Consider the following 25213-nt stretch of genomic DNA (forward strand, 5'->3'; position numbering starts at 1 on the left):
CCTGGCATGTCTGGTTGTGGCGACTAAGGGGGATCAGCGCCGATCAGCCCCCTTTGTACCTCGAACGTATGTCCCGTTCCCCGCCGGCAGCCAGCCGGACGGCTGTCCGATACGGGACAGCGGAGCCGCGTCTATGCGGGCCAGCAGTGCGTCGCAGGCGCGGATCCGGCCCGGCAGGTTCGTTGCCCGGTGCAGCTCGCGGGCAGCCCGGCCGTGCCAGGAGGCGGCGTGCCGGTCGCCCATCGCCAGAGCCGCCCGGGCGAGCACGAGCAGCGCATCGCCCTGCACCGCCCGGTATGCCTTGCGGCCGGCGGTCTCGCAGGCCTCCTGCGCGGTCGCGTACGCCTGACCGATCGCGTCGTCGTACAGCAGCGTCTCGCTCAGGCCGACCCCGGCCTGCGCCTCGTAGTAGCGGTAACCGTACCGGCGGCTCAGCGCGAGCGCCTCGGTGAACCGCTCCTGCGCGTCGCTGACCGCCCGGGTGCCGAGCAGCGCGAATCCCAACGTGTTGAGGATTCCGGCCTCGGACCGGACATCGCGAAGCTCCCGGGCTATGCGGAGCGCGGCGACGGCCGTCTCCACCGCGGGGAACCACTCACCGAGCTGACGGTACAGCTGGCTGAGCTCGTCCAGCACGGCCATCTGACCGTTGCGCGAGCCGGTGGCACGGTAGTGCTCCAGCGCGGCGTCGAGGTGACCGCGGGCCGCGTCGAAGTCCTCCAACTGGCGTAACACCATGCCCAGATTCGCGCGGTTCGCGATCGACGACGGGCGACGGGCTGCCCCCCGGTTGATGGCCAGCGCCGCCTCGAAGTAGCGCACCGCCTCGTGGAACTCGCCCCGCTCCTGGCACATCGTGCCGAGGTCGTTCAGCGTGACCGCGCGGATGTGGTCGAACCCTGGGCCGGTGCTGATCCGCAGCGTGCGCTGATACAGCGCCTCCGCCTCGTCCAACCGGCCACGCTCGGCGTGTACCAGGCCGAGATTGTGCACCAGGTACGCCTCGCCGACCAGCCAGCCGCTGCGCGCAGCCGCGGCCACGCCCCGTCCGTATGCCTCTCCCGCCGGCTCCGGGCGGCCGATCGCCCAGTACGCCTGCCCGATCGTCTGGTGCATGGCGGCCTGCGCGCGTTCGTCGCCGGCCGCCTCCGCCGCGGCGAGCCCGGCCTCTCCACTGGCCAGCCACGCCACGGCGTCCCGGCGCACGAAGAAGTAGCCGCGCAGCTGATCGGCGAGCTGCCAGGCGCGAGCCCGGTGCGGACCGGCGGCGGCCGCCTCGATCCCGGCGACCAGATTGTCGATCTCCTCGTTGAGCCAGGCCATCGCCGCGTCGGTGTCCGGGAACGGCGACGGACCGAGCTCGACGTCGACCGGGAGCCTGACCATCTCCGCGTACACCAGCTGCATCGCGGCCACGGTCCGGGTCAGGTACCAGGTGAACAGCCGGCCGAGCGCGGCCGAGCGGTCCGCCGGGCTCTGCGCCTGCTCCGCGGACCGGGCTGCGTGGAGGCGCAGCAGGTCGTGGAAGCGGTAGCGTCCGTTGCCGTCGGCCTGCAACAGGTGGTCGGCTGTCAGGGCGCTCAGCGCCCGCCGGACCGCCGGCTCGCCTGCCGGCACCAGGGCCGCCACCGCGGCCGCGGAGAAGGACGCGCCAGGGATGAGCGCGGCGGACCGGAACACCTCGGCCGGCAGCGGTGCCAGCTCCCGGTGGCCGAGCTCGAAGCTGGTGGTCACGGCCACGTCGCCGATGGCGAGCTGCGTCATCCGGGCCCGCTCGTCGGCGAAGCGGTCGAGCAGGTCACCCAGCGTACGGTCAGGGTGTACGGCCAGCCAACTGGCGACGACCCGCAACGCCACCGGTAGCCGTCCGCACGCCTCGACGAGCGCCTGCGCGTTCGCCCGGTCCGCCTGCACCCGAGACCGGCCGATCCGTGCCGCGAGCATGCCGAGCGCCTCGTCGATGCCGGGCACCGGTAGGTCCACCAACGACGCGCCGTCCAGCTCGGCACAGCGGTTGCGGCTGGTGACCAGCACCGCGCTGCCTCCCGGGCCGGGCAGCAGCCAGCGCACCTGAGCCGCGTTGCGGGCGTTGTCGAGGATCACCAGAACTCGGCGGTCGATCAGCACGCTGCGGTACAACGCGGCCGCCTCGTCGACGTCGCCGGGGATGGCGCGTCCCTCGACGCCGAGTGCGCGGAGCAGTCGGGCGAGGGCGTACGGGACGTCCACCGGCCGCTGGTCGGCCCCGCGCAGGTCCAGGTAGATCTGGCCGTCCGGGAAGTCGGACCGCACGGACCGGGCGACCTGCAGGGCCAGGCTCGTCTTGCCCACCCCGGCCATTCCGGAGATCACGCACACCACCATCGGCGGGGCGCCGCGGCCGTGCGGCGGGTATCGCAGGAGCCACTTCACCCGGTCCAGCTCGGCGTCGCGCCCGGTGAAGTCGAGCGGCGGAGCGGGCGCCTGCCACGGCCGCGTCGGGCCGGCGGTGATATGCCCGCGCGGCACTCCCTGCCCGGTAAGAACGGACTGGCGGGCGTCGATCAGCTCGGTGCCGGGGTCGATGCCCAGTTCCTCGGTGAGTCGGCGGTGGACGCCGTCGTACGCATCGAGCGCGGCGGCCTGCTGCCCGGACTCGGCGAGCGCCACGACGAGCCGGGCATGCAGCGACTCGTGCCAGGGATGCTGGGCGGCCAGCCGGCGCAGCAGCGGCAGCACCTGCGACTGTCGGCGCAGGGTCTCGCCCAGCCGGGCCAGCCGGATGGTTGCCTCGACGCGTTCGTCGCCCAACGCGGTGACCAACGGATCGCCATCCAGCTCTGGCACATCCTCGGCGGCCTGGTCGCCACGCCACCGGTCCAGGGCGTCGTCCAGCAGGTCGAACGCGCGTTGCGGTTCGAGGCCGGGCCGGCGGGCCTGAGCCAGCCGGGACCGGTACGCCACCAGATCGAGTTGGTCGTCGTCGACGCACAGGCGGTATCCGCCGGGTGCGAGCGTGAGCAGCGCCGGACGGTCCGGCTCGTTCCGCGATGTGAGTAGCCGCCGCAGGCGGCTGACGTGGGTCTGCACGACGTTCGCCGCGGACGGTGGTGCGCCATCGCCCCACAGCAGAGCGATCAGCTCCTCGATGCTCACCGGACGGTTCGGCGTGAGGGCGAGTCGCGCGAGGACGATCTGGTGACGGCCGGAGCCGAGCGGCACCGCCTCGCCCGCGCGCGTCGCGGTGAGCGGGCCGAGCACCGCGAGGCGTACCGGTCCGCTGGGCGCAGCGGCGCGGGGCGGTCGTCCATGGGCCAGCTGCTGCAGCTCGGCGCGGCGCCGCCGGCTCAGCTGAGTGCGCCCGCGAGCGCCTGCACGGAGCTGGCTCGCGGACGGCTGCTGCGTCCCTGTTCCAGGTCGCGGACCGTGCCGACGCCGACGCCAGCCCGCACGGCCAACTCCTGCTGGGTGAGGCCGCGCTCTACGCGTGCGTCGCGCAGCAGCCGACCCAGACCCAACTCCCCGTGTCCATCCATGTACGACCGTTACCGCCTTCGATAGATCGAATGGTGAGCCTAGTACGGATCCGGTACGGGAGTTGTCCCTCCAGCCGACCAACAGCCACGGTTGGCAGGCTCTCGGTGAAGCGGTGCCGGCCTGGCCCCGCAGACATCACGGGAGGACTGTTGAGGACGCATTATCAATATTCGGTCGGCCGAGCCCGACGGCTGGCCGCCGGGCTCGCACTGCCGCTGGCGCTGCTCGCCGGCCCGGCCCTGTCCGCGCCGGTGCTGGCGGCCCCGCCGGCGGCGCCTGACGCGGCGGAGCCGGCCCCGCCCGGTAACCCGCCACTGCCGTTCTACCCGGACCTGCCCCCGCTGCCGAACCGGACCTTCCTCGCGGTGGACACCACGCCGACGCCGTGCGACAACAACGGCGCCGACCGGAATATGTCCCGGTCACAGGCGCTCACCCGCGCCCGGAGCTGGCTGAACGTCGGAGTCCCATACAGCCAGGTCCGCTGCTACGGCAACCAGTACGGTGACTACCGCACCGACTGCTCCGGCTTCGTCGCGATGGCGTGGGGCCTGGGCGGTTCGGGCAGCGCGTTCTGGACCGGCAACCTGATGGACCGCGCCTACACGATCTCCCGCGGCTCACTGAAGTCGGGCGACGCGCTGCTGCGGCACACGGGTGACCCGAGCGAGAACCACGTGGCGCTGTTCGTCGAGTGGGCGGACTCGGCGCACACCCAGCCGGTGGTGATCGAGCAGACGGGCAGCCGGGACACCGTGCAGCGCACCTGGACGCAGTCGTACGCCGGGCTCTACACCCCGATCCGGTACGACAACATCGTCGAGGACGATCGTCCGGCTGGGCCGACGGTCGTGTACGACCAGGGCGACGGGACGATGCGGATCTACCGCTGGACCTCCGACGGCAACTCATTCAACCGCGCCACCGACTACAACTCCGGAACCTTCGCCCTCAACAACGTCGGAGACCGAGTCGCCTCAGGCGACGTCGACGGCGACGGCCGAGACGACATCGTCATGGCCTACCAAAACACCGACGGCACCTGGGGCCTACACACATTCCTCAACGGCAACGACTGGGACGGCATCTGGTACACCGGCGGCCAGATGAACCTCGACCGCGTCGCCGGCCGACTCGTCCTCAGCGACGTCAACGGCGACGGCCGCAGCGAACCCGCACTCGTCTACGACATGGGCGACGGAACCATGCGCATCTACCGCTGGACCTCCGACGGCAACTCATTCAACCGCGCCACCGACTACAACTCCGGAACCTTCGCCCTCAACAACGTCGGAGACCGAGTCGCCTCAGGCGACGTCGACGGCGACGGCCGAGACGACATCGTCATGGCCTACCAAAACACCGACGGCACCTGGGGCCTACACACATTCCTCAACGGCAACGACTGGGACGGCATCTGGTACACCGGCGGCCAGATGAACCTCGACCGCGTCGCCGGCCGACTCGTCCTCAGCGACGTCAACGGCGACGGCCGCAGCGAACCCGCACTCGTCTACGACATGGGCGACGGAACCATGCGCATCTACCGCTGGACCTCCGACGGCAACTCATTCAACCGCGCCACCGACTACAACTCCGGAACCTTCGCCCTCAACAACGTCGGAGACCGAGTCGCCTCAGGCGACGTCGACGGCGACGGCCGAGACGACATCGTCATGGCCTACCAAAACACCGACGGCACCTGGGGCCTACACACATTCCTCAACGGCAACGACTGGGACGGCATCTGGTACACCGGCGGCCAGATGAACCTCGACCGCGTCGCCGGCCGACTCGTCCTCGGCAGCTGGTAGCCCTCTCATCCACTCGGGCGGCCGTGGCACCGCGCCCGGCCGCCCGGGATCCGCACCCCTTAAGGACGACGATGCTTCCTGGCCTTCGTACCACTCTTGGGCTGACTCTTCCGCTCACCGTCGCCGCCGTCGTGACCGCGCCGGCACCCGCCCTCGCCGAGCCGAGCCCGCAGCTGCTCCTCGCCGCGGCCGTCGCGCCCTGCGTGGAGAGCGGTCCCACCGCCGGTGACCAGGCTGTCGCCGACTTCGTCAACCCTCGGCTCTCCGCCAAGATGCGCAATGCGGTCAGCGCCTACACCGCCTCCTGCCTGCGGGCGGTGGTCACCGCCGTGCAGAAGCGCGGGCTGCCCAAACGCGCCGCGGTGATCGCGATCACCACCGCGATCGTGGAAAGCTCCATCCGCAACATCAGCGAGGAGGTCGACCATGACAGCCTCGGGATCTTCCAGCAGCGGGCGTCGTGGGGCTCGCGGTCACAGCGGCTGGACCCGGAGTGGGCCACCAATGCGTTCCTCAACAAGATGATCAGCCTGTACCCGAACGGGGCCTGGCAGACCGCGCCGATCGGCGTGGTCTGCCAGCGGGTTCAGGTGTCCGCGTTTCCTGAGCGCTACCAACCGCAGGCCGGCGACGCACAGATTCTGGTCGACGCGGTGTGGCGCCGTCCGGCTGGGCCGACGGTCGTGTACGACCAGGGCGACGGGACGATGCGGATCTACCGCTGGACCTCCGACGGCAACTCATTCAACCGCGCCACCGACTACAACTCCGGAACCTTCGCCCTCAACAACGTCGGAGACCGAGTCGCCTCAGGCGACGTCGACGGCGACGGCCGAGACGACATCGTCATGGCCTACCAAAACACCGACGGCACCTGGGGCCTACACACATTCCTCAACGGCAACGACTGGGACGGCATCTGGTACACCGGCGGCCAGATGAACCTCGACCGCGTCGCCGGCCGACTCGTCCTCAGCGACGTCAACGGCGACGGCCGCAGCGAACCCGCACTCGTCTACGACATGGGCGACGGAACCATGCGCATCTACCGCTGGACCTCCGACGGCAACTCATTCAACCGCGCCACCGACTACAACTCCGGAACCTTCGCCCTCAACAACGTCGGAGACCGAGTCGCCTCAGGCGACGTCGACGGCGACGGCCGAGACGACATCGTCATGGCCTACCAAAACACCGACGGCACCTGGGGCCTACACACATTCCTCAACGGCAACGACTGGGACGGCATCTGGTACACCGGCGGCCAGATGAACCTCGACCGCGTCGCCGGCCGACTCGTCCTCGGCAGCTGGTAGCAGCACCGGAGGCCCGCCCGGTCGATGCGGGCGGGCCTCCGGCGTCGGTCGGCGGCGCGACGGCGGTGCTCACCGCGGCCGGAGTGTTCCTGAGCGTGGCGGCGGCCGACGACAACCGGTCGCGGCAGTCGACGCTGACCGCCGCGACCAGCGCCGCGACGACCGGCACGACGACTGACCGGGCGGGCCGGGGCCGGATCAGCGCGGCCGGGCCGGGCCGCGGTGCAGCCAGGACAGCAGGTCCGGCGGCGCCAGCGCGGCGGCACGGGCGCGGTACCGGTCCCGGGTCTCCTCGTCGAGCAGGGCGTTGCCCTGGCCAGAGCGACCGCTGCGGAAGAAGGCCCGCCGGTCCTTCAACACCCCCGCCGGGTCCGGCGCAAGCAGGTCGGCCCGGGCGCGCATCCGATCGAACGTCGCCGCCTCGACCAGGTCGGGCCCGGGCGGTTGGAGGCCCAGCCGCTCGGCGAGCCGGTGCATCTGCCCGGGCAGGTCGGCACGGAGGTCGTCGTAGTGCACGAGGTGAACGTTGGGCCGGTGGCGGCGGGCCCAGGCGCCCCGCAGGTGCCACATGACGCCGGGCAGCGAGTCCAACTCGGCCCGGGGGTCCGGATCGGCGTCGATCCAGCGTACGAGCGCCTGCTCGACCGGCTGCCGGGGGCCGCTCTGCTGCGGCACCGCGGGTTGGCCGGTCAGTTCGGCCAGGCGGGCGCGGTCCAGGTTGACGCTCTGGTGGTGCAGGGACACCGCCATGTCGAGCGGGTGGCGGGCCACCACCACGTAGTGCGCGCGAGGATCGCCCGGCACGCCGTCCAGCGGGGTGTGGGTCTTGATGAACCGACGGTGCCGCTGGGCCGCCAGCCGCGCGTACACCACTTCCTGCGGTTCGACCAGCCAGTCCAGCCAGGGTGACAGCTCGGTCAGCGGTGCCGGCAGTTCCGGTGTGCGCAGCACCAGCAGCGCGCAGACCATCTGCATCCAGGTCGTCCCACTCTTCGAGCGAGTGCTGATCACGATGTCCCCCGGGCGGAAGGGGAACTCCTGCCAGCGGGCGCTGTCCTCGTCGGCGGACCTGTATCGGGTCAGGGCGTCGGACACCGCGGTGACATTAGTCGGAGAGCTGACACCCCGCCCGGGATTTGCGGCCACCCGCCCCTGTGAGCTGGGTAATCGTTTGGCTACATTGAATTATGGTGCCCGCCCGCAGGGGTCGGGCGGAGGAACCGGTCTACCGCCCCGTCCTCGCCGCCCGGCGAGGAGAGCTGGAGGCCCTCGGCGAGTTGCCCGAGTTGGCGGGATCCGAGTTGGCCCCGCTGGGGTGCGCCGCTGCTACCGGTCATCGGGCTGGCGGACGGCGAGCGGCGGTTGGCGGCGCTCGGCTTCGCGGCCCGGGCCCACGCCCGGCGGGCCGTGGTTCGGCTGCGGGTCCGTCAGCACCGGACAGGCCCGGACACCACCACCGTGGCGGTGGAGCGGATCTGGCGGTACGGACGGCTGGCCCCCGAGCAGTGCGACCTGCTGATCGACTGCGGTGACGTGTGCTGCGCGGCGGACGTCCGGGCGGTTGAGCCCCGGGTCCGGCGAGCGCTGGGCTGGGCCCGCCGGTACGCCTGGCGCTCGGCGAGCGTGGTGGCCGGCGGCATGCCAGCGACGCGCGTGGAGCACCTCGCACCACCTGGCCCACGTGCTGGACGCGCTGGGTCCGGTGGTGCGGGCGGAGCCGGGCGCCCCGGCGCGACGCCGAACCGCCACCGCAAGCAGCGCGGCGGGGAGACCCGCCGCGCCGGTTGACCGCCGGATCTACTCCTTCTCGCTGAACCCGAACTGCACGACGCCCTCGTCGTCGACGCTCGCATCGACCGAAGCCTCGCCGAGCAGGTCCGCGGCGTCGGAGTCGAGGAAGATCCGGGCGCCCTGGTTGTCGACCACATGGTCACCGTCCACCGGCGCGGGGACCAGTTCGACGGTGAGGGAACCGGCCGTGGTGTCCGCGGCGATGCGTACGCCACCACCCTCGGAAACTTCCTGCTGAGCGGCGAGATCACGGATCACCAGAACGGCGTTGTCGGTCATCGTGAGCATGGCGGGACTCCTCATGGGTTCTCTCGGCTCCCGGCGCGGACGCATTTTTCGCTTATCCGCCGGCGGGCCGATATCGGCCCGCGCACCGGCACAGATGTGTCGGCGGCATTCCGCGCTGGCCAAGCCCGGCAGCGTACGGCCGGGCAGTGGCCACCCACCGCCGCATCGGGGCAGCTCGGGCCCCTTCCACCACCCACGGTGCCCGGTTCAGGGGAATCCGTCAAATAGGCAACCACCGATGCGATGGCGGGCATGACGACCCGCCGGGCGGGTATCCGTACCGTCGGCCGCGACCCCGGCCTCAGGCGGTGGGTGGCAGTGGAGCGGCGGGGTCGCCGCGTTCGATCAGCGCGGCGATGTCTGCGGCGTGCAGGCCACGCAGCGTGAGAACCCGGGTGCCCCAGCGGTGCAGGCGGCACGGATGCGGGCTGGCGTCGTTGCGGCAGACCGTGCCCCCCGACCAGTTCCGGGGCGCGTGCACCACGACGGCCCGGACGGCGAACTGAGCGTCCTCGGCGGTCACGTACGGCGGCAGCGGGATCTCCCGCAGCCCCACTCCGGGCCGCTCGCCGGTGGGCGGACAGACGGTCCTGCTGCTGTTGTTCATCGGCCTGGCCTCCACACAGGACAGTCGAACACGGACAGCAGGACGTTACGATCCGCCGGAGACCGGGTGACGGACAAACTGTCCCGCCGGCTCAGCCGGCCGGCTGGGTGCGCAGCCAACCCGCAGCCGCCCCGACGATGCCGGCTGCGGGCGCTAGATCGCAGGTCAGACGCGTTCGAGCAGCACCACCGGGATCTCCCGGTCGGTCCTGGCCTGGTAGTCGTCGTAGGCCGGCCAGATGGCGGCCATCGCCGGCCACAGTTGCGCCCGCTCCGGCGCGCTGGCGGTCCGGGATCGGGCGGTGAACCGCTCGGCACCGACCTGCACCTGCACCTGTGGCTCGGCCAACATGTTGAGATACCAGGCCGGGTGCCGGGGATCGCCGCCCTGTGAGGCGACCACGGTGTACGCGTCACCGGCCCGGCCGTAGATCAGGGCGGTCCGCCGTAGTGCGCCGCTGCGCCGGCCACGGGTGGTCAGCAACAACGTGTAGACGCCCGGCCGCCACTCGTGGCCGTCGGCCCCGTCGGTGTCGACGTACCGGTTGATGTGCTCGGCCACCCACCCCGTGGGGCTGTCCAGCACCTGTTCACCTGTGGTCATCGGTCCTCCCGGTTCGTGGTCGATCACCGACCACGCTACTGCTGGACGGCGCCGCTGGCTGCTCAACCCGCGGTCGGCCGGCCCGGCGGCGGCGCGACCCGACTGCCGTCAGCGCAACGCGACGGCCTGCAGGCCGACGTTGCCGCAGTGCCGGGTGAAGCTCTCCTCCACCGTCCAGGTGAGCAGCAGCCGGCCCCCCTCGGGCGCCCGGAACCGGATGGTCGCCCCGGCGGACCGGCTGGTGTGCCGCTCCTCCAGCCGCAGCGTCCGGCTGGGGCCGCCGGTCAGCCGCGCCTCCAACCGGCCACGGGCCATCCACACACCGAGGTAGACGGTGGCGGTGCGGTACCGGCCGTCGGTGGTCACGGCGAGAGTGAAGCCGCTGTCCACCCCGCAGGTGTAGACCCCGTCGGGGGTGGCGTCGACGGACCTCACCGGCGCGCCGTCGCGCCATCGGAACATCTCCTGGTTGCCGTCCCAGCCGCGCCGCTCACCCCGGCCGCCCAGGTCGCGGATCTCCGCGGAACCGTCGCGCTTGCGCACCGTCGCCCGATCGCCACCCAGCCCCCAGTGCACCCAGTCGCGCTCGCCCGACTCGGTCAGGTCCACCGTCGCCGGGATGTCCACCCGGCTGACGCTCACCGACACCGGCACCGCCGGTGGCGACGGCGAGGCCGGGGTGGGGCTGGGGCTCGGCGAGCGTTCGCGGGGCCGCAGACCCGGCACGGCCTGACCGGTGGGTTGGTTGCTGGGCAGGCTCGGGCGGCCGACCACGGCCGGCAGGCCGTCCGGCTCGGCCGGGTCCTCCCCGGTGGGCTCCGACCACCAGTTCACGTAGCCGACCAGGGCCAGCAGGCCGGCGACGGCCGCGACCGTCTCCACCGCGCCGCGGCGCCGCCTGCGGGCCCGGTCGAGCCGGCGGGCCGAGGCACGGGTCGCGCCCTCCCGACCGGGCGCGGGCCGCCGGGTCGCCGGGTCGCGGTGCCGGCCGGATCCGCCGCGATCAGTTGCCCGTGCCTGGTCTTCCTCCGCCACCGACCCTCCACTTCCGCCGGACCGGACTCGCGCCGGCACGCTCCACCCGGTTCGCGTGGACGACTCACATTCGCATTGGGGAGACCCTGCGCGCTAGGGCGAAGCCCCCGGTTGGGCCGCGGGTCAGCCGCGGATGTCGAAGCCGAGAGCCCGCGCGAGGCTCACGGACTGCACCACGTCGATGACCGTGCCGGCCCGCTGGACCACCGTCGGATCCAGCCCGGTCAGGTCGCTGCCGCGCAGGTCCGCACCGGACAGCCGGGCACCACGCCACGCCACGTCGGACAGGTCGGCCCCGGTCACCGTCGCCCCCGTCAGGTCGGCGCCGGACAGGTCGGTCTCCCGCATGCGTACGGCGGTGAACCGCCCGCCGCGCAGATCGGCCCCGGCCAGGGTGACGAACGACCAGTCGCCCCCGGTGACCGTCAGCGGTCGCAGGTCGCAGCGATCGAAGGTGCTGCCCACGAGCTTGCAGCCGGTGAACTCCGCCTCGAACAGGTTGCACCGGGTGAAGACGCACCGGGTGAAGGCCGAATCGGTGTGCCGGGAGACGTTGAACTGCACGTCGCCGAAGGTGCAGCCGTCGAAGACCGCTCCTGCGCTGGTCGCCTCGGTCAGATCCAGCCGGTGGAAGGTGCAGCCGATGAAATGCCGGTCGGCCAGCTCCTCCGCGTACCAGTCCTCGTCGTGGAAGGTGACGTCCTCGATCGGCTCCGGCATGCGAGGAGGCTAACCAGTGACACCGACAACGACGCCTTCCCGACCCCCGGTACCGGCCGGTAGGTTCGGTCGGGTGAGCATGGCACCCAGCATCGAGCCGGAGCAGGTCGGCTTCGACCCGGCCCGGTTGTCCCGGATCGACGAGCACTTCGGCGGGTACGTCGACGACGGCCGGCTGGCCGGCTGGCAGGCGGTGGTGACCCGGCGCGGCGAGATCGTGCACAGCTCGACGTACGGGCTGCGCGACCGCGAGGCCGGCACCGCGGTCGAGCCGGACACCCTCTGGCGGATCTACTCCATGACCAAGCCGGTCACCTCGGTGGCGGCGATGATGCTCTGGGAGGAGGGCCGCTTCGAGCTGACCGACGAGGTCGGGCGCTGGCTGCCCGAATTCGCCGACATGCGGGTCTACTCGAAGGGATCGACGCTCAAGCCGTACACCGTGCCGGCGATCGAGCCGATCCGGGTCTGGCACCTGCTCACCCACACCGCCGGGCTGACGTACGGCTTCATGCAGACCTCGGTGGTCGACGGCCTGTACCGCGCCGCCGGCTACGACCTGTACCCACCGACGGAGGTCGACCTGGCCGAGGCGTGCCGGGTCTTCGGCGAGCTGCCGCTCCTGTTCCAGCCCGGCACCGCCTGGGGATACTCGGTCGCCACCGACGTGCTCGGCCGGCTGATCGAGGTGGTGTCCGGGCAGAGCCTGGACACCTTCCTCACCGAACGGATCCTGCGCCCGCTGGGCATGGGCGACACCCGCTGGCACGTCGACGGCACCGACGCCGACCGGCTCGCCGCGCTGTACGCGGCGGACCCGGCGACCGGCCGCGCGGTGCGCCACGACGCGCTCGGTGAGCTGGCGTACGAGAAGCCGACACTGCTCTCCGGTGGCGGCGGGCTGATCTCGTCGGCCGCCGACTACCACCGGTTCACCCAGCTGCTGCTGCGCGGCGGAGAACTGGACGGGACGCGCCTGCTCGGCCCGCGCACGGTGCGTTTCATGGCCCGCAACCAACTGCCCGGCGGTCAGGACCTGGGCACCCTGTCCACCGGCGGGTTCGCCGAGACGACCCTGGACGGCATCGGCTTCGGCCTCGGCTTCGCGGTGGTGGACGACCCGGTACCGAGCCGGTTGCCGAGCAGCGTCGGAGAGTACTACTGGGGCGGTGTGGCCAGCACCGCGTTCTGGGTCGACCCGGCGGAGGAGGTCACCGCCATGTTCTTCACCCAGCTGATGCCGTCGAGCACCTGGCCGATCCGGCCGCAGCTGCGCCAGCTGGTCTACTCCGCGCTGGTCGGCTGAGCGCCGGGATCGCCGTTCCCCCGCCGACCACCGGGCCTGGTCCATAGCCTGGTGGACGTGAGCGACATCGTCGTGTTCGGCGCGGGCGGCACCGCCGGTTCGCGGATCGTCAGCGAGGCGTTCAACCGGGGACACCGGGTGGTGGCCGCGGTACGCCGACCGGAGGCGGACGCGCCGTACCTGCCGGCCGGGGTCCGGGTCGTCACCGCGGATCCCACCAGCGACCGCAGCGTACGAGAGTTGGCCCCGGAGGCGGACGCGCTGGTCGTGACGATCGGCGGTGGGGCCCGCTCGCTCTGGCCCGACGCGGCGCGGACCCTGGTCGACGTGCTGCGGTCGATGCCGGCCGCGCCGCGGGTCATCCACGTCGGCGGCGGGGCCACCCTGCTCACGCCGACCGGGACCCGCCTGGTGGACGAGCCGGACTTTCCCGACGAGTACCGTGACGCCGCCCTGGGCCAGGCGGAGGCCCTGGAGGTCTACCGTTCCTCGGCCGACGGAGTGACCTGGACCTACCTCTGCCCGCCGCCGCTGGAGTTCCACCCGGGCGAGCGCACCGGTCGGTACCGCACCGGCACCGACCGGCCGGTGACCGACGCGCAGGGCCGCAGCGTGCTCAGCTATGAGGACCTGGCCGTCGCGGTGCTCGACGAGATCGAGAACCCGCGCTTCCGCAACATGCGTTTCACCGCCGCCTACTGATTCACGATCTTGGGTATTGCCGGCTCGCCGGAGAGATTCGAGGTCCGCGGAGGCCGGCCATGTGGGTGCGGAACCTGTCGAGCTGACGGCACAAACGGATCGCGGGGTTGTCCGATCCCCGGGCGCCTCGCGTGACGGCACAGACGGATCAGCGCGACAGTCGCCGCAGGGGGCAAGCCGCCCACCCGGCGCACGCGCCCGCCGCGCGGAAGCAAGGCCGCACGGGAGCAAGCCGCCCGCCCGGACGAGAGCAAGCGGCTGCGGCCGAGCCCCGACCAGTCGCGGCTAGTCGGCCAGCCGGGCCGGGAAGCCGCCGGTGGCGACCGGGCCCCAGCCGGTGATGCTGACCCGGATCAGGGACTTGCCCTGGCGCAGCATCGCCTGCCGGTACTCGTCCCAGTCGGGGTGCTCGCCGGAGATGCTGCGGAAGTACTCCACCAGCGGTTCGAGGGCCGCCGGCAGGTCGAGCACCTCGGCGGTGCCGTCGACCTGCACCCACGGGCCGTCCCAGTCGTCGGAGAGCACGCATGCCGACACCCGTGGATCCCGGCGGATGTTGGCGACCTTCGCCCGCTCCGGATAGGTGGCGACCACCAGCCGGCCCTCGGTGTCGACGCCGGCCGCGACCGGTGAGGACTGCGGCCGGCCGTCGGCGCGGGTGGTCATCAGCAGCACCCGGTGGCGGGGGCGGATGAAGTCGAGCAGGCCGTCCCGGTCGACCCGGGCGTTACGAGCGATCGTGCGTGGCATCGTTCGTTTCTACCAGGCGTCAGGTGGGGTGGCTGGCGGACGGCTGGCTGGGCACCCGGGGGCGCACCGACGGCCGCCAGGCCCGGCCGTTGGCGTAGATGATCCGGAAGCCTAGGTACGACGCCAGGGGCGCCCAGTGCGCCGAACCCATCCGCAACTCGGCGGCGTTGTGCCGCTGGCCGTTGGCGAGCACGTCGAGCAGGACGGTCTCGAAGGCCGCCGACTCGACCCAGTCCACCTCGCGGGTGAAGCCGCAGATCAACGCGGCGCCGGTCACGTCGAGGAACTCACGCAGCACCGGCTCGGGGGCGCGCAGCACCGAACAGCTGCCGAAGTAGAGTCGCCGCCCCTCGCTGCGCCCGGCCATCAGCTCGGCCACCTCGGTGAGTTCGACCGACTGCCAGTCGGTCAGGCACAGCCGGTTCGGCTCGCCGTGCATCGCGAAGAAGCCCAGCCGATGGTCCGCGTACTGCTTGAGCAGCCAGCGATCGATGAAGTAGAACAGCTCGTCCCGGGTGGCCGCGTCCTTGTGGATGAAGCGAACCTTGCCCAGCCGTTCGAGCAGTTCGAGGGTGGGCAGCACGGATCCGCGATCGTTGAGATCCCGGTGCCACTGACCCTCGACGCAGAAGATGCCACCGCGCGCCACGCCGCCTCCCTCGTCACCCGCGCTGACGTTACCGGGCCCGCCAGGCCAGGAAACATCACCCTCCGTGTCATCCGCTGCGACTTTCCGCGCGCTAGTAACGGTTCTGCGGCGACTCGGGGGCGAATGCCCGTTTCGCAAATAAGCGCAATTCCCAGGCAAGGCTCAGGTACGACAAATCGTGAGGACAATTCTCGTTAATTGCCGCCAAACGGCCCGGCCGGTGCGAGGGTGGATTCACGGGACGGTCCGGTCGAAGTCCCGGATGCCACCCCAATCGCTGCTTAACGGGAGGACTTCTGTGCGCGTACACACCTTGAAACGGGCTGTCGTCGCCCTTGCCCTGGCCCTGCCGGGCGCCGCGATCGCCACGGTGGTCGCCGCACCAACGGCCCACGCGGACGCCTGCTACACCTGGAACCGCAACCTCTATCAGGGGCGCTCCGGTAGCGACGTGCGTGAGCTGCAACTGCGGCTGGCCGGCTGGGCCGGCAACCGCGACATCGTCGAACTCGACGGGCGGTTCGGCCCGAAGACCGCCGCGGCGTTGCGTCGCTTCCAGTCCGCGTACGGCATCAAGGTCGACGGAATCGCCGGCCCGCAGACCTTCGGGAAGCTGTACCAGATCCAGGACAGCGACTGCACGCCGCAGCACTTCACCTGGAGCGAGATGGACAACGGCTGCGGCGGGAGCGGATGGAGTGGCGGACCGCTCACCAGCTCGCAGACCCGGCAGAACGCCCTGCGCACGATGTGGAAGCTGGAGGCGTTGCGGAAGAGCCTCGGCGAGCAGCCACTCATCGTCACCAGCGGCTTCCGCAGCCGCACCTGCAACATCCAGGTCGGCGGGGCGTCCGACAGCCAGCACCTGTACGGCAACGCCGCCGACCTCATCTCGCGCGACAGGTCGCTGTGCCAGATCGCCCGCCAGGCCCGCAACCACGGCTTCAGCGGGATCATCGGGCCGGGCGTGCGAGGCCACAACACCCACGTCCACGTCGACTCGCGGCGGGAGAACAACCAGGACCGCAACGCGAACGGCACCTACTGGGCCGCGCCGGACTGCGGAATTCCGGCCGGCTGACACCGGGGCCGCGACGCCGGCCCGGGCGGGCGGGAACGACCGCGCGCTCCGGGCCGGCGTCGTACGGCCGGCGGGCGAGCCCTCTCAGCTCGCCCGCGGCCAGCGCGGCGCGGTGGCGGGGGTGCCACCGGCCGGCCGGAGCCGGGAGCCCGGACACCGGACCGCGCCGCCGGAGCGGCGGCGACCCGGGGGCCGGACCACGCGCCGGGTAACCGGCGGCCCGGTCCGGCCGCACCGGGCGGCCCGCGGTCCGGTCGGTACGCGGCGGCGGGTAGCCACGATCGGCACCCGCCGGACGTGCGGCGGGGTACGCCCCGCCGCCGGCCCGTTGACCAGGAACGGGAACGGCACGTGCACGAACGGGTTGCCGTGCCGGATGAGGGCGTCGAGCTGTCGCTCGTTGAGCCCGTGGTTCAGCAGCACCTGCCGGCCCCAACGGTGCAGCCGGCAGGGGAACCGGGCCCCGTCGTTGCGGCACAGTGCCCCGGACGGCCACTCCTCCGCCGCGTGCACGACCACTGCCCGGACGGCCAGCCGGACGTCCTCAGGGGTCAACGGCGTCGGGACCGGCAACTCCCCCAGAATCTGATCGATGGGATCCGTCGACTGCTCATCAACTCGCACGGCAGACCTCCCGCAGCTCCGGTAGCGGTGCGCTTGAGCACCGCACCTCGCAGAGTGGTACGGCCCCCGGGGCGGGAAAGTTCAAATCGTTATCGGGGCCGTCCTCGGTCGACCGCCGGCCGCGCCCGCCGCGGGCTCAGACCAGCCCGGCGTCGTGGACGAGCAGGGCCACCTGCACCCGGTTGTTGAGGCCGAGGCGGGTCAGCAGGCGCGAGACGTACGCCTTGACGGTGGCCACGCTCATGAACAGCGCCGCGGCGATCTCGGCGTTGGTGCGGCCCTGCCCCAGCGCCACCGCGACGGCACGTTCCCGCTCGGTCAGGCCGGCGAGCAGCCGGGCGGCCCGTTCCCGGCCCGGATCGACCGCCGCCCCCGCCGTGACGTGCTCGATGAGCATGCGGGTGACCGTCGGGGACAGCGTCGCCTCGCCCGCCGCCACCCGGCGCACCGCCCGCACGATCTCGACCGGTGGGGTGTCCTTCAGCAGGAAACCGCCGGCCCCCGCCCGCAGCGCCCGCAGGACGTGCTCGTCGGCGTCGAAGGTGGTCAGCACGAGCACCTCGGGTGGCCGGGGTCGCGCCCGCAGCGTCTCGGTGGCGGCCAGCCCGTCCAGCCGCGGCATCCGGATGTCCATCAGCACCACGTCCGGCCGGCAGGCGGCCACGGCCCGGACGACCTCGCTGCCGTCGGCCGCCTCGCCGACCACCTTGAGGTCGGGCGTGCCGCCCAGGATCATCGACAGACCGGCCCGTACCAACGCGTCGTCGTCCACGATAAGGACCCGGACCGGACCGGCGCCGCTCGTCGCGGCGGGGCCGGTGACGTGGGCGGGGCCGGTCACGGCGCCGGCCATGGCAGCCAGGCGGCGAGCCGGAAGTCGCCCCGTTCGTCGCGGCCGTGCTCCAGCCGCCCGCCGACGAGGTTGACCCGCTCGGCGATGCCGACCAGGCCGGTACCGGTGCCGGGGATCGGCGCACCGGCGGTCTCGCCGACCGGCCAACGGTTGCGGATCTCCACGGTCAACCCGTCGCCGGGTCGCCCGTTCAGACCGACGGTGACGGCGGCGCCGCCGGCGTGCTTGCGGGCGTTGGTGAGCCCCTCCTGGACGATCCGGTAGACGCTGCGGCCGAGGGCGGCCGGCAGCCGGTCCGGCCCCGCGACCTGGTCCCGCAGGTCGACGCGGACCCCGGCGGTCCGGGACTCGGCGACCAGCGCGGGCAGGTCTTCGAGGGTGGGCTGGGGGCGTTCCGGGTCGTCCGTGAGCGACGCCTCGGCGCGCAGCACCCCGATCACCTCGCGGAGGGGCGCGGTAGCGGCGCCACTCGTCGGGGCGGATGCCCCGCCGCCGACCCGCGACCAGCCCCCACAGCCGCGCCAGCACGGATCTGATCCAGTCGGCGAAGAACTGCTGCACCACGCCGAGGAGCAGCGCCAACAGGAAGAGCCCGAGTGCCGCGTACTCCAGCCCGAACGGCAGGTCCGGCATTTGCGGCACGGTACGACTCCTCTACCCATTGAGATCAGACAGGAACACACGGTATGGGGACGGCCCGCAGCTGCGCACCGGACTCCGGTGCCGCGGCCGATGGACCTTCGGGCGGACTTCGAGCTGGACGACGCCGCGATGGAGCGGAGCACCCAGCTGGACCGGGGCGAGTCCGGCCGGCGGGGCTGGCACCCGGACACCTTCGACTACCTCCCGGCCTGAACGACCGGTGCTGGCCGGATGCGGGGTTGACCTCGAGTGCGCTCGAAGACGCAGGCTGGTGCCGCGTCCATCCGTTCGGGCGCACGAAAGGGGTTTCCATGCGGTACCGCACCATCGGCACCGACCCGCGCACCCGCCGCGAGGTCAGCGTGCTCAGCCTCGGCGCCATGCTCTTCGGCACCAGGACCGACGAGGCCACCTCCTACGCGATCCTGGACCGCTTCGTCGAGGCGGGTGGCACCTTCATCGACACGTCGGACAACTACGCGTTCTGGACGAACGGCGGGCAGGGCGGGGAGAGCGAGGAACTGCTCGGCCGGTGGCGGCGCAGCCGCGGCGTCGGTGACGAGATCGTCATCGCCACCAAGCTCGGCGCGCGGCCGCTGGCCCCCGGCACCAGCTACCTCGACAACCCGGAGGGGTTGTCGGCGAAGGTCATCCGGGAGTCCGCCGAGCGCAGCCGGGAGCGCCTCGGTGTCGCGCGGCTGGACCTGCTCTACGCCCACATCGAGGATCACCAGGTCCCGGTCTCCGAGACCGTGGAGGGCTTCGCCGAGCTGGTCGGCGAGGGCACGGTCGGGCTGCTCGGCGCGAGCAACCACCGCGCCTGGCGGCTGGAGCGGGCCCGTGCCCTGGCCGCCGCGGCCGGGCTGCCCGGATACGAGGTGCTCCAGTACCACCGCAGCTACCTGGCGTCCCGCCTGGACGGGCCCAGCGACCTGGACCAGGACGGCAACGTGGGCGCGGCCGGCGGCGACCTGACCAGCTACCTGCGGACCGAGCCCGGCCTGACCCTGGTGTCGTACGGGTCGCTGCTGCAGGGCGCCTACACCCGGTCGGACAAGCCGCTGGGCGCGGCGTACGACCTGCCGAGCGCGCCGGTCCGGCTGGCCGCGCTGCGGGAGGTGGCGGAGCAGACCGGGGCGACGGCCAACCAGGTGGTGCTGGCCTGGCTGATCGGTGGCGAGATCCCCACCGTCCCGCTGGTCGGGGCCTCGTCGGTGGCGCAGTTGGAGGAGAGCCTCGGCGCCGTCGACCTGGAGCTGACGCCCGAGCAGCGGCACCGGCTCGACACCGCCTGGTAACCGGGGGCCGACAACGGCCTCCGGGCCGCTGCCGGCCGGTGGTGTGCGGACCGGCACCGTGGGCGCGGGCAGCCGCCGCTAGATCCGATCTAGCGGCGGCTGTCCGCTGTCTCGCGCCTGTGGGGTGGGCGGGCCACCCATCGCCGGCCGCGCTCGTTGTAGCAGGCGGACGGCCGGGCGAGCGACGATTGTGTCGTACCGGTGGGGTGTTGTGGGACGGCGGGCCGCGGAAGTGACGCGCGGCCGGCTCGCGGACGTGGCGATCGGAAGGAAAGATCAAGATCATGAGTAGACGCACCGGCCTCGCAATCGAGGCCGAGGGCCTGACCCGGTCGTTCGGCGAGACCCGCGCGCTCGCCGGCATCGACCTCGAGGTGCCCGCCGGCGCGGTGTACGGGCTGCTCGGCCCGAACGGGGCCGGCAAGACCACGGCGGTACGCGTGCTGGCCACGCTGCTACGCCCGGACGGCGGGCGGGCGCGGGTGTTCGGCCACGACGTGGTCGCCGAGGCCGACGCGGTCCGCGCCCGGGTCAGCCTCACCGGCCAGTACGCCTCGGTGGACGAGGATCTGACCGGCACGGAGAACCTGATCCTGCTGGGCCGGTTGCTCGGGCTGCGCAAGCCGGCCGCCCAGCAGCGGGCGGAGCAGCTGCTGGCCGCGTTCGGGCTGACCGAGGCGGCCGGGCGGCAGGTCAAGAAGTATTCGGGCGGCATGCGGCGGCGCATCGACATTGCGGCGAGCATCCTCAACACGCCTGATCTGCTGTTCCTGGACGAGCCGACGACCGGGCTGGACCCGCGCAGCCGCAACCAGGTGTGGGAGATCATCCGGGCGGTGGTGGCGCACGGCACCACCGTGCTGCTGACCACGCAATATCTCGACGAGGCCGACAAGCTGGCCAGCCGGATCGCGGTGGTCGACCACGGCCGGGTGATCGCGGAGGGCACCCCGGGCGAGTTGAAGTCGTCGGTCGGTTCCGGCACCGTCCACCTGCGGCTGCGGGATCCGGGCCAGCGGCCCGAGGCCGAGGAGGTGCTACGGGCGGCGCTGGGCGTGCCGGTGCAGTTGGAGGCCGATCCGGTGGCGATGACCGCCCGGGTCGGCGGTGACGGCAGCGACCTGGACGCCGGCGCGCAGGCCGCCCGGGCGCTGGGCGAGCTGTCCCGCGCCGGGATAGTGGTGGACGACTTCTCCCTCGGCCAGCCGAGCCTGGACGAGGTCTTCCTGGCCCTGACCGACCACCCTGCCGTAGCAACCGAGGACGAGCGGGACGACGAGCTGGAGGCAGCCCGATGAGCAGCGAAACCGCCACCTCGACCGGTCGGGCGCCGACGGTCTACGTGCCCTCGTCGGAGGCGCTGGCGACGGTCCTCGCACCGGGTGCGCGACCGCCCCGGCCGAGCCCGCTGTCGGCCTCGCTGACCTTCAGCTGGCGGGCGCTGCTGAAGATCAAGCACGTGCCGGAGCAGTTGTTCGACGTGACGGCGTTCCCGATCATCATGGTGCTGATGTTCACGTACCTCTTCGGCGGCGCGCTCGCCGACAGCCCGCGTGACTACCTGCAGTTCTTCCTGCCGGGCATCATGGTGACCAGCGTCGTCATGATCACCATGTACACGGGTGTCGGGCTGAACACCGACATCGAGAAGGGCGTCTTCGACAGGTTCCGGACGTTGCCGGTCTGGCGGCCGGCGGCCCTGGTCGGCATGATCGTCGGCGATGTGCTGCGCTACGTCCTCGCGGCGCTGGTGATCCTGACCGTCGGGGTGGTGCTCGGCTTCCGTCCCGACGGCGGGGTGGTCGGTGTTCTCGCCGGGATCGGCCTGCTGGTGGTCTTCTCGTTCGCGTTCTCCTGGGTCTGGACGTTCTTCGGGCTGATCCTGCGCAGCGAGAAGTCCGTGATGGGGGTCAGCATGATGGTGCTGTTCCCACTGACCTTCCTGAGCAACGTCTTCGTCGACCCGTCCACCATGCCCGGCTGGCTACAGGCGTTCGTCAAGGCCAACCCGATCACGCACCTCGTCTCGTCGGTGCGCGCGGCGATGGCCGGGACCACGGACGCCTCGGCCATGATGTGGATCATGGTCTGGAGCGCGGTGTTCGTGGTGGTCTTCGGCACCCTCACCATGTACCGCTACAACCGGCGCTGACCCGCCAGCACCACCGGCGCGGCCCGGATCTTGGTGCGGAGACGCCCTCCCGGCGGTTTCGCACCAAGATCTGTGGTCGGCGGTGTCAGAAGCGCCAGGGGAGGCGGGTGGGCGGGAGGTAGCGGCAGGCGGCACCGGTGGCGACGGTGTCGCGCAGGTGGGCGGCGAGCGGCGGGTGCCCCTCGTCGAGACGACGCAACGTGTCGCGGATCCGGGCGGTGACCGTCTTGCGGGCCCGTTCCGCCTCGTCGCCGAGCCGGCGGGTGCGTCCGGCCAGCCCGGCCGCCGCGCGCAACTGGTCGAGCAGAGCCTGCCGCTCGGCGTCCAACGCGGCAATCCTCGCCCGGTCGCCCCGCCCGGCCGCCCGGTCGATCTCGTCGTCGAGCCGCTCCAGATGACGCCGGTAGCGGTTCTTCGCCTCGTCGTCGAGCACCTCGTCGCCACCCATCCGACGGGCGGCGACGAGTTCCGGCCCGGCCGCCGGGTCCAGCATCTCCACCGCGGGCACGTCGACGCCCGGGCGGCCGAGCAGCAGCCGCAGGTCGTGCAGTCCCTTGGCGTCGGGCAGGTGGGCGGTGGCGCCGTCGTAGGTGAGCCGCCAGACGGCACCGTCGCGGCGGAACTCGTACGCCGGGCCCGACGCACCGTCGTTGCCCACCGCCCCTCCAGCGCCGGCCCGGCCGCCCCACCGCCGCCGACCCGATCGCCACCCGCCCCTGGGCCGACCTTGCCACCACCGACCCGGCCGCCACCGATCTTGCCGCCGCCGGCTCCTTCGGCGCGATTTCGGTGAGTCGGGTGAGTATCTGCGGCATGTCGAGTTCCCGCGCCGCCCGCTCGGTGTCGGCGCGCAGGGCGGCGGCGGTCGCCGCGTCACCCGGGTCACCCCGGCGGGTCAGGGCGTCGACGAGCGCGGCCCGGGCGATCAGTGACCACGGGCGGGCACCCATCCGGTCGGCGTCGGCGCGAGCGGCGGAGAACCCGGCGACCGCCGCGTCCCAGCGCTGCTCCGCGGCGTCGATCACGGCGAGCCAGTGGTCGACCGGGCCGCTGAGGTCGCAGCCGAACAGCGAGACGAGCCACTGCCCCCGGTAGGGCAGCAGCGCCTGTCGGGCCCCGGCGCAGCGGCTCGGGTCGGCGACCGTGGCCTGGGCGCGCAGCCGCAGCCACAACGGGGCGACCGGCCCGGCGTACCCGGTGCCGGCGGCCTCGATCTGCGCGGTGAGCCGGGCGGCGGTCCGGTGGTCGCCGCGTTCGGCGGCGGTGAGCGCCCGGAGCAGCTCCAGCTGCGGGTGGTCGGTGATGTTGAGCGCGCCGAGCAGAGTGTCGATCTCGTCGAAGCGGCCCCGCAGCAGCAGCAACGACCAGCGCAGGTGATGGCCGAGGAAGGCGTGGTCGTTGTGTTCCCGCTCGCCGAGTTCGTCGAGCTCGGCGAAGCAGGCTTCGGCGCCGGCGAAGTCGCCCCGGAAGGCGCGGATGATGCCGCTGTCGATGGCGCCGGCCATCCGGTGCCGGACCTTCTCGGTCTGCCGGCCCGCGGTCACGAACGCGTCGAGTTCGTCCAGGTATCGGCGGTCGCCGAGCTCCAGCAGGGCAACCCAGCGCAGCGAGGTGGACCACAGCTCGGACTCCCGGTCGCCGCCGCGACGGGCCACGTCACGGATCTCCGCGGTCAGGGCGGCCCGGTCCTGCGCCGTGCCCAAGCCCCAGGTGGAGTCGTGCCGGGCCCACAGGCTGAAGGTGAGTGCCTCGTCGTCGCGGACCCGGCGGGCCAGGGCCTCGGTGGCGGTGATCAGGTCGGCTTCGAGGGAGGCCACCGAGGTGACGTCGTCGGGCGGGCCGACGAGCCGCCGGTAGGCCTCCCGGACCAGCGCCTCGGCGTCGGCGACGAGCACCGGGTTGAGCTGGCACTGGCGGTGCACGCTGAGCGCGAACCGGGCCAGCAGCGGGGCGTCGTCGATCGTCAGGGCCAGCGCGCTGGCCTGCGCGAGCAGCCGGTGGGCCTGCTCACGCTCGGCGCTGTGGAACAGCCGGTCGGCCAGCTCCATCATGGTCCTGACTCGCTGCGAGTCGTCCCGCACCACCTCCAGCGCGCGACGGAGGTGGACGCAGGACTCCTCCAGCGCCAACCGGCAGCTGGCGTCCCGGGCGGCGACGAGCAGCAGTTCGGTGCACCGGGACGCGTCGAGGTGCTCGCCGGCGAGCCAGGCGTGGCGGGCGAGGTCCGCCGGGATCAGCAACTGGTCCAGCGCGGTGTGCTCGTCCACCGCCCGGACCACGGCGGCGTGCCGGGCCCTGCGGTCCTCGTCGCCGAGACCGTCGTACAGCGTCTCGCGCACCAGGTCGTGGGCGAACGAGTAGCGGCCGTCGCTCCCGGCGAGCACCAGCCGCGCGGTGACCGCGACGTCGAGGAGCTCGTCGACCCGGGTCCCGGGCAGACCGGCGCTGGCCGCGAGGACCTCGCCGTGGAACTCCCGGCCCAGCACGGCGGCCTGGGTGAGCGCGTCGACCACCATCGCCGGCAGATGGTCCAGCCGACGGCTCACCACCTCGCGTACGCCGGGAGGGATCGTGGTCAACGCGCCGTCGATGTGCCACAGCCGGGCGGTCTGCTCGACGAAGAAGGGGTTGCCGCCGGTGCGCCGGTGCACGTCGTCGACGCAGTGGGCGTCGGGCTGCCGGCCTGCGGTGCGGGTCATCAGCGCGCCGACCTCGTCCCGGGACAGACCGGTGAGGGTGACCGTGGTGGCCTTGGCCACCAGCGACATCAGCAGCGGGCGCAGCGGGTGGTCGCCGGCCTCGACCTCGGCGTCGCGGTAGGTGCCGACGAGCAGCAGCCGCTCGAACCAGGTGTGCTGGGCGGCGAACCGGAGCAGCCGCATCGACGCCGCGTCGGCCCAGTGCAGGTCGTCGAGGATCACCATGACCGGCCGGCGCTGGGAGACCGCGACCAGCGCGGTGGTGACCGCGTCGAAGAGGGCGAACGCCTCCTGCTCGCCACCGTCGCCCCCGTCGGCCGGCGACAACGATCCGCCGGCCGACCCGGTCGGCGACGACGGCTCCGGCGTGCGCCGCGGCCGGGTGCAGCGCCGCCTGGTCGGCGGTCACCGGGGCGGTCACCTCGCCGAGCAGCAACGCGAGTGCCGGCTCGGCGGACTCCCGGGCCACCGCCCAGTCGTCGGGCGACCGCCGCAGCCCGCGCAACACCTGCGTCCAGGGCCAGTAACCGGGGGCGCTCGCGGAATCCCAGCAGGCGGCCCCGAGCACCAGCGCGCCCTGCCGGCGGGCCTCGTCGGCGGCGGCGGTCACCAGGGTGGTCTTGCCGATGCCCGGTTCGCCGGTCACCAGGACGAGACCGCCGTGGCTGGCCGTGGCCCGGTCGACCTCGGCGCGCAGCAGGCTGGCGGGGTGATCCCGCCCGATCATGACCCCGCCGGACCGAGCCCTCATGGCAACCGACGGTAGC

22 protein-coding genes and 2 pseudogenes are annotated in these 25213 nt (G+C 72.5%); 10 read left to right on the forward strand and 14 right to left on the reverse strand.

Going from position 1 to position 25213, the window contains the following annotated elements; genetic code table 11:
- Positions 1–33: 33 nt before the first annotated feature.
- Both KIF24_RS23675 and KIF24_RS23680 read right to left on the reverse strand, forming a co-directional pair.
- Positions 34–3240, reverse strand: a complete 3207-nt coding sequence (locus tag KIF24_RS23675; RefSeq protein WP_221085902.1) for an AfsR/SARP family transcriptional regulator — start codon at positions 3238–3240, stop codon at positions 34–36.
- A gap of 86 nt (positions 3241–3326) precedes the next feature.
- Positions 3327–3515, reverse strand: a complete 189-nt coding sequence (locus tag KIF24_RS23680; RefSeq protein ID WP_221085903.1) for a helix-turn-helix domain-containing protein — start codon at positions 3513–3515, stop codon at positions 3327–3329.
- A gap of 150 nt (positions 3516–3665) precedes the next feature.
- On the opposite strand from KIF24_RS23680, the gene KIF24_RS23685 reads away from it, so the two are divergent.
- Positions 3666–5330 (forward strand): FG-GAP-like repeat-containing protein, encoded by a 1665-nt coding sequence (locus KIF24_RS23685; RefSeq protein WP_221085904.1) that lies wholly within the window; start codon positions 3666–3668, stop codon positions 5328–5330.
- Between the two features lie 71 nt (positions 5331–5401).
- The gene (locus KIF24_RS23690) at positions 5402–6646 is read left to right on the forward strand and encodes an FG-GAP-like repeat-containing protein (protein WP_221085905.1); all 1245 of its coding nucleotides are present in this window, start codon (positions 5402–5404) and stop codon (positions 6644–6646) included.
- A 198-nt stretch (positions 6647–6844) separates the two neighbouring features.
- Here KIF24_RS23690 and KIF24_RS23695 read toward each other — a convergent pair whose 3' ends face one another.
- The gene (locus KIF24_RS23695; RefSeq protein WP_221085906.1) at positions 6845–7741 is read right to left on the reverse strand and encodes a sulfotransferase domain-containing protein; all 897 of its coding nucleotides are present in this window, start codon (positions 7739–7741) and stop codon (positions 6845–6847) included.
- A gap of 267 nt (positions 7742–8008) precedes the next feature.
- Between KIF24_RS23695 and KIF24_RS23700 the strand changes: the two genes are divergently transcribed.
- Complete coding sequence (locus KIF24_RS23700; RefSeq protein ID WP_230415858.1) at positions 8009–8434, forward strand: beta family protein; 426 nt, start codon at positions 8009–8011, stop codon at positions 8432–8434.
- A gap of 9 nt (positions 8435–8443) precedes the next feature.
- Here KIF24_RS23700 and KIF24_RS23705 read toward each other — a convergent pair whose 3' ends face one another.
- The 5 genes from KIF24_RS23705 to KIF24_RS23725 form a co-directional block, all read right to left on the reverse strand.
- A complete protein-coding gene (locus KIF24_RS23705; protein WP_221085907.1) occupies positions 8444–8725 on the reverse strand; it encodes an adhesin in 282 nt (93 codons plus the stop codon).
- A gap of 301 nt (positions 8726–9026) precedes the next feature.
- Entirely contained in the window at positions 9027–9332 is a 306-nt protein-coding gene (locus KIF24_RS23710; protein WP_221085908.1) for a hypothetical protein, read from the reverse strand.
- Between the two features lie 165 nt (positions 9333–9497).
- A complete protein-coding gene (locus KIF24_RS23715; protein ID WP_221085909.1) occupies positions 9498–9935 on the reverse strand; it encodes a nitroreductase family deazaflavin-dependent oxidoreductase in 438 nt (145 codons plus the stop codon).
- Between the two features lie 108 nt (positions 9936–10043).
- A complete protein-coding gene (locus KIF24_RS23720) occupies positions 10044–10970 on the reverse strand; it encodes a hypothetical protein (RefSeq protein WP_331461257.1) in 927 nt (308 codons plus the stop codon).
- Positions 10971–11093: 123 nt separating this feature from the next.
- Positions 11094–11690, reverse strand: coding sequence for a pentapeptide repeat-containing protein (locus KIF24_RS23725; RefSeq protein ID WP_221085911.1), 597 nt, complete (start codon positions 11688–11690; stop codon positions 11094–11096).
- 79 nt (positions 11691–11769) lie between these two features.
- On the opposite strand from KIF24_RS23725, the gene KIF24_RS23730 reads away from it, so the two are divergent.
- Complete coding sequence (locus KIF24_RS23730) at positions 11770–12996, forward strand: serine hydrolase domain-containing protein (RefSeq protein ID WP_230416877.1); 1227 nt, start codon at positions 11770–11772, stop codon at positions 12994–12996.
- 57 nt (positions 12997–13053) lie between these two features.
- Positions 13054–13698, forward strand: coding sequence for an NAD(P)-dependent oxidoreductase (locus KIF24_RS23735; RefSeq protein WP_221085913.1), 645 nt, complete (start codon positions 13054–13056; stop codon positions 13696–13698).
- A 285-nt stretch (positions 13699–13983) separates the two neighbouring features.
- On the opposite strand, the gene KIF24_RS23740 is transcribed toward KIF24_RS23735, so the two are convergent.
- Together KIF24_RS23740 and KIF24_RS23745 are read right to left on the reverse strand one after the other, a co-directional pair.
- Entirely contained in the window at positions 13984–14448 is a 465-nt protein-coding gene (locus tag KIF24_RS23740) for a PPOX class F420-dependent oxidoreductase (protein WP_221085914.1), read from the reverse strand.
- A gap of 19 nt (positions 14449–14467) precedes the next feature.
- Positions 14468–15097, reverse strand: coding sequence for a DUF6642 family protein (locus KIF24_RS23745; RefSeq protein WP_221085915.1), 630 nt, complete (start codon positions 15095–15097; stop codon positions 14468–14470).
- Between the two features lie 298 nt (positions 15098–15395).
- Between KIF24_RS23745 and KIF24_RS23750 the strand changes: the two genes are divergently transcribed.
- On the forward strand, positions 15396–16178 hold the full coding sequence (locus tag KIF24_RS23750; RefSeq protein ID WP_221085916.1) for a D-Ala-D-Ala carboxypeptidase family metallohydrolase: 783 nt from the start codon (positions 15396–15398) through the stop codon (positions 16176–16178).
- 84 nt (positions 16179–16262) lie between these two features.
- On the opposite strand, the gene KIF24_RS23755 is transcribed toward KIF24_RS23750, so the two are convergent.
- The 3 genes and pseudogenes from KIF24_RS23755 to KIF24_RS23765 form a co-directional block, all read right to left on the reverse strand.
- On the reverse strand, positions 16263–16802 hold the full coding sequence (locus KIF24_RS23755; protein WP_221085917.1) for a hypothetical protein: 540 nt from the start codon (positions 16800–16802) through the stop codon (positions 16263–16265).
- A gap of 136 nt (positions 16803–16938) precedes the next feature.
- Positions 16939–17664 (reverse strand): response regulator, encoded by a 726-nt coding sequence (locus KIF24_RS23760; RefSeq protein WP_221087521.1) that lies wholly within the window; start codon positions 17662–17664, stop codon positions 16939–16941.
- Positions 17640–18143: pseudogene (locus KIF24_RS23765) on the reverse strand (sensor histidine kinase); the annotation flags it as partial. The pseudogene KIF24_RS23765 and the gene KIF24_RS23760, both read right to left, overlap by 25 nt.
- 244 nt (positions 18144–18387) lie before the next feature.
- On the opposite strand from KIF24_RS23765, the gene KIF24_RS34150 reads away from it, so the two are divergent.
- The 4 genes from KIF24_RS34150 to KIF24_RS23785 all read left to right on the forward strand — a co-directional run bounded on the left by KIF24_RS34150 (position 18388) and on the right by KIF24_RS23785 (position 21747).
- The gene (locus KIF24_RS34150; protein ID WP_269440637.1) at positions 18388–18510 is read left to right on the forward strand and encodes a hypothetical protein; all 123 of its coding nucleotides are present in this window, start codon (positions 18388–18390) and stop codon (positions 18508–18510) included.
- 98 nt (positions 18511–18608) lie between these two features.
- Positions 18609–19595, forward strand: coding sequence for an aldo/keto reductase (locus tag KIF24_RS23775; protein ID WP_221085918.1), 987 nt, complete (start codon positions 18609–18611; stop codon positions 19593–19595).
- Positions 19596–19879: 284 nt separating this feature from the next.
- Positions 19880–20893: an ATP-binding cassette domain-containing protein gene (locus KIF24_RS23780; RefSeq protein ID WP_221085919.1), complete on the forward strand. Its 1014-nt coding sequence runs from the start codon at positions 19880–19882 to the stop codon at positions 20891–20893.
- Positions 20890–21747: an ABC transporter permease gene (locus KIF24_RS23785; protein ID WP_221085920.1), complete on the forward strand. Its 858-nt coding sequence runs from the start codon at positions 20890–20892 to the stop codon at positions 21745–21747. The genes KIF24_RS23780 and KIF24_RS23785 overlap by 4 nt, the downstream gene beginning before the upstream one ends.
- An 85-nt stretch (positions 21748–21832) precedes the next feature.
- On the opposite strand, the pseudogene KIF24_RS23790 reads toward KIF24_RS23785, so the two are convergent.
- Positions 21833–25197 (reverse strand): annotated as a pseudogene (locus tag KIF24_RS23790) (ATP-binding protein).
- Positions 25198–25213 lie beyond the last annotated feature (16 nt).

Source organism: Micromonospora tarapacensis, from assembly GCF_019697375.1.
Classification (GTDB): Bacteria; Actinomycetota; Actinomycetes; order Mycobacteriales; family Micromonosporaceae; genus Micromonospora; species Micromonospora tarapacensis.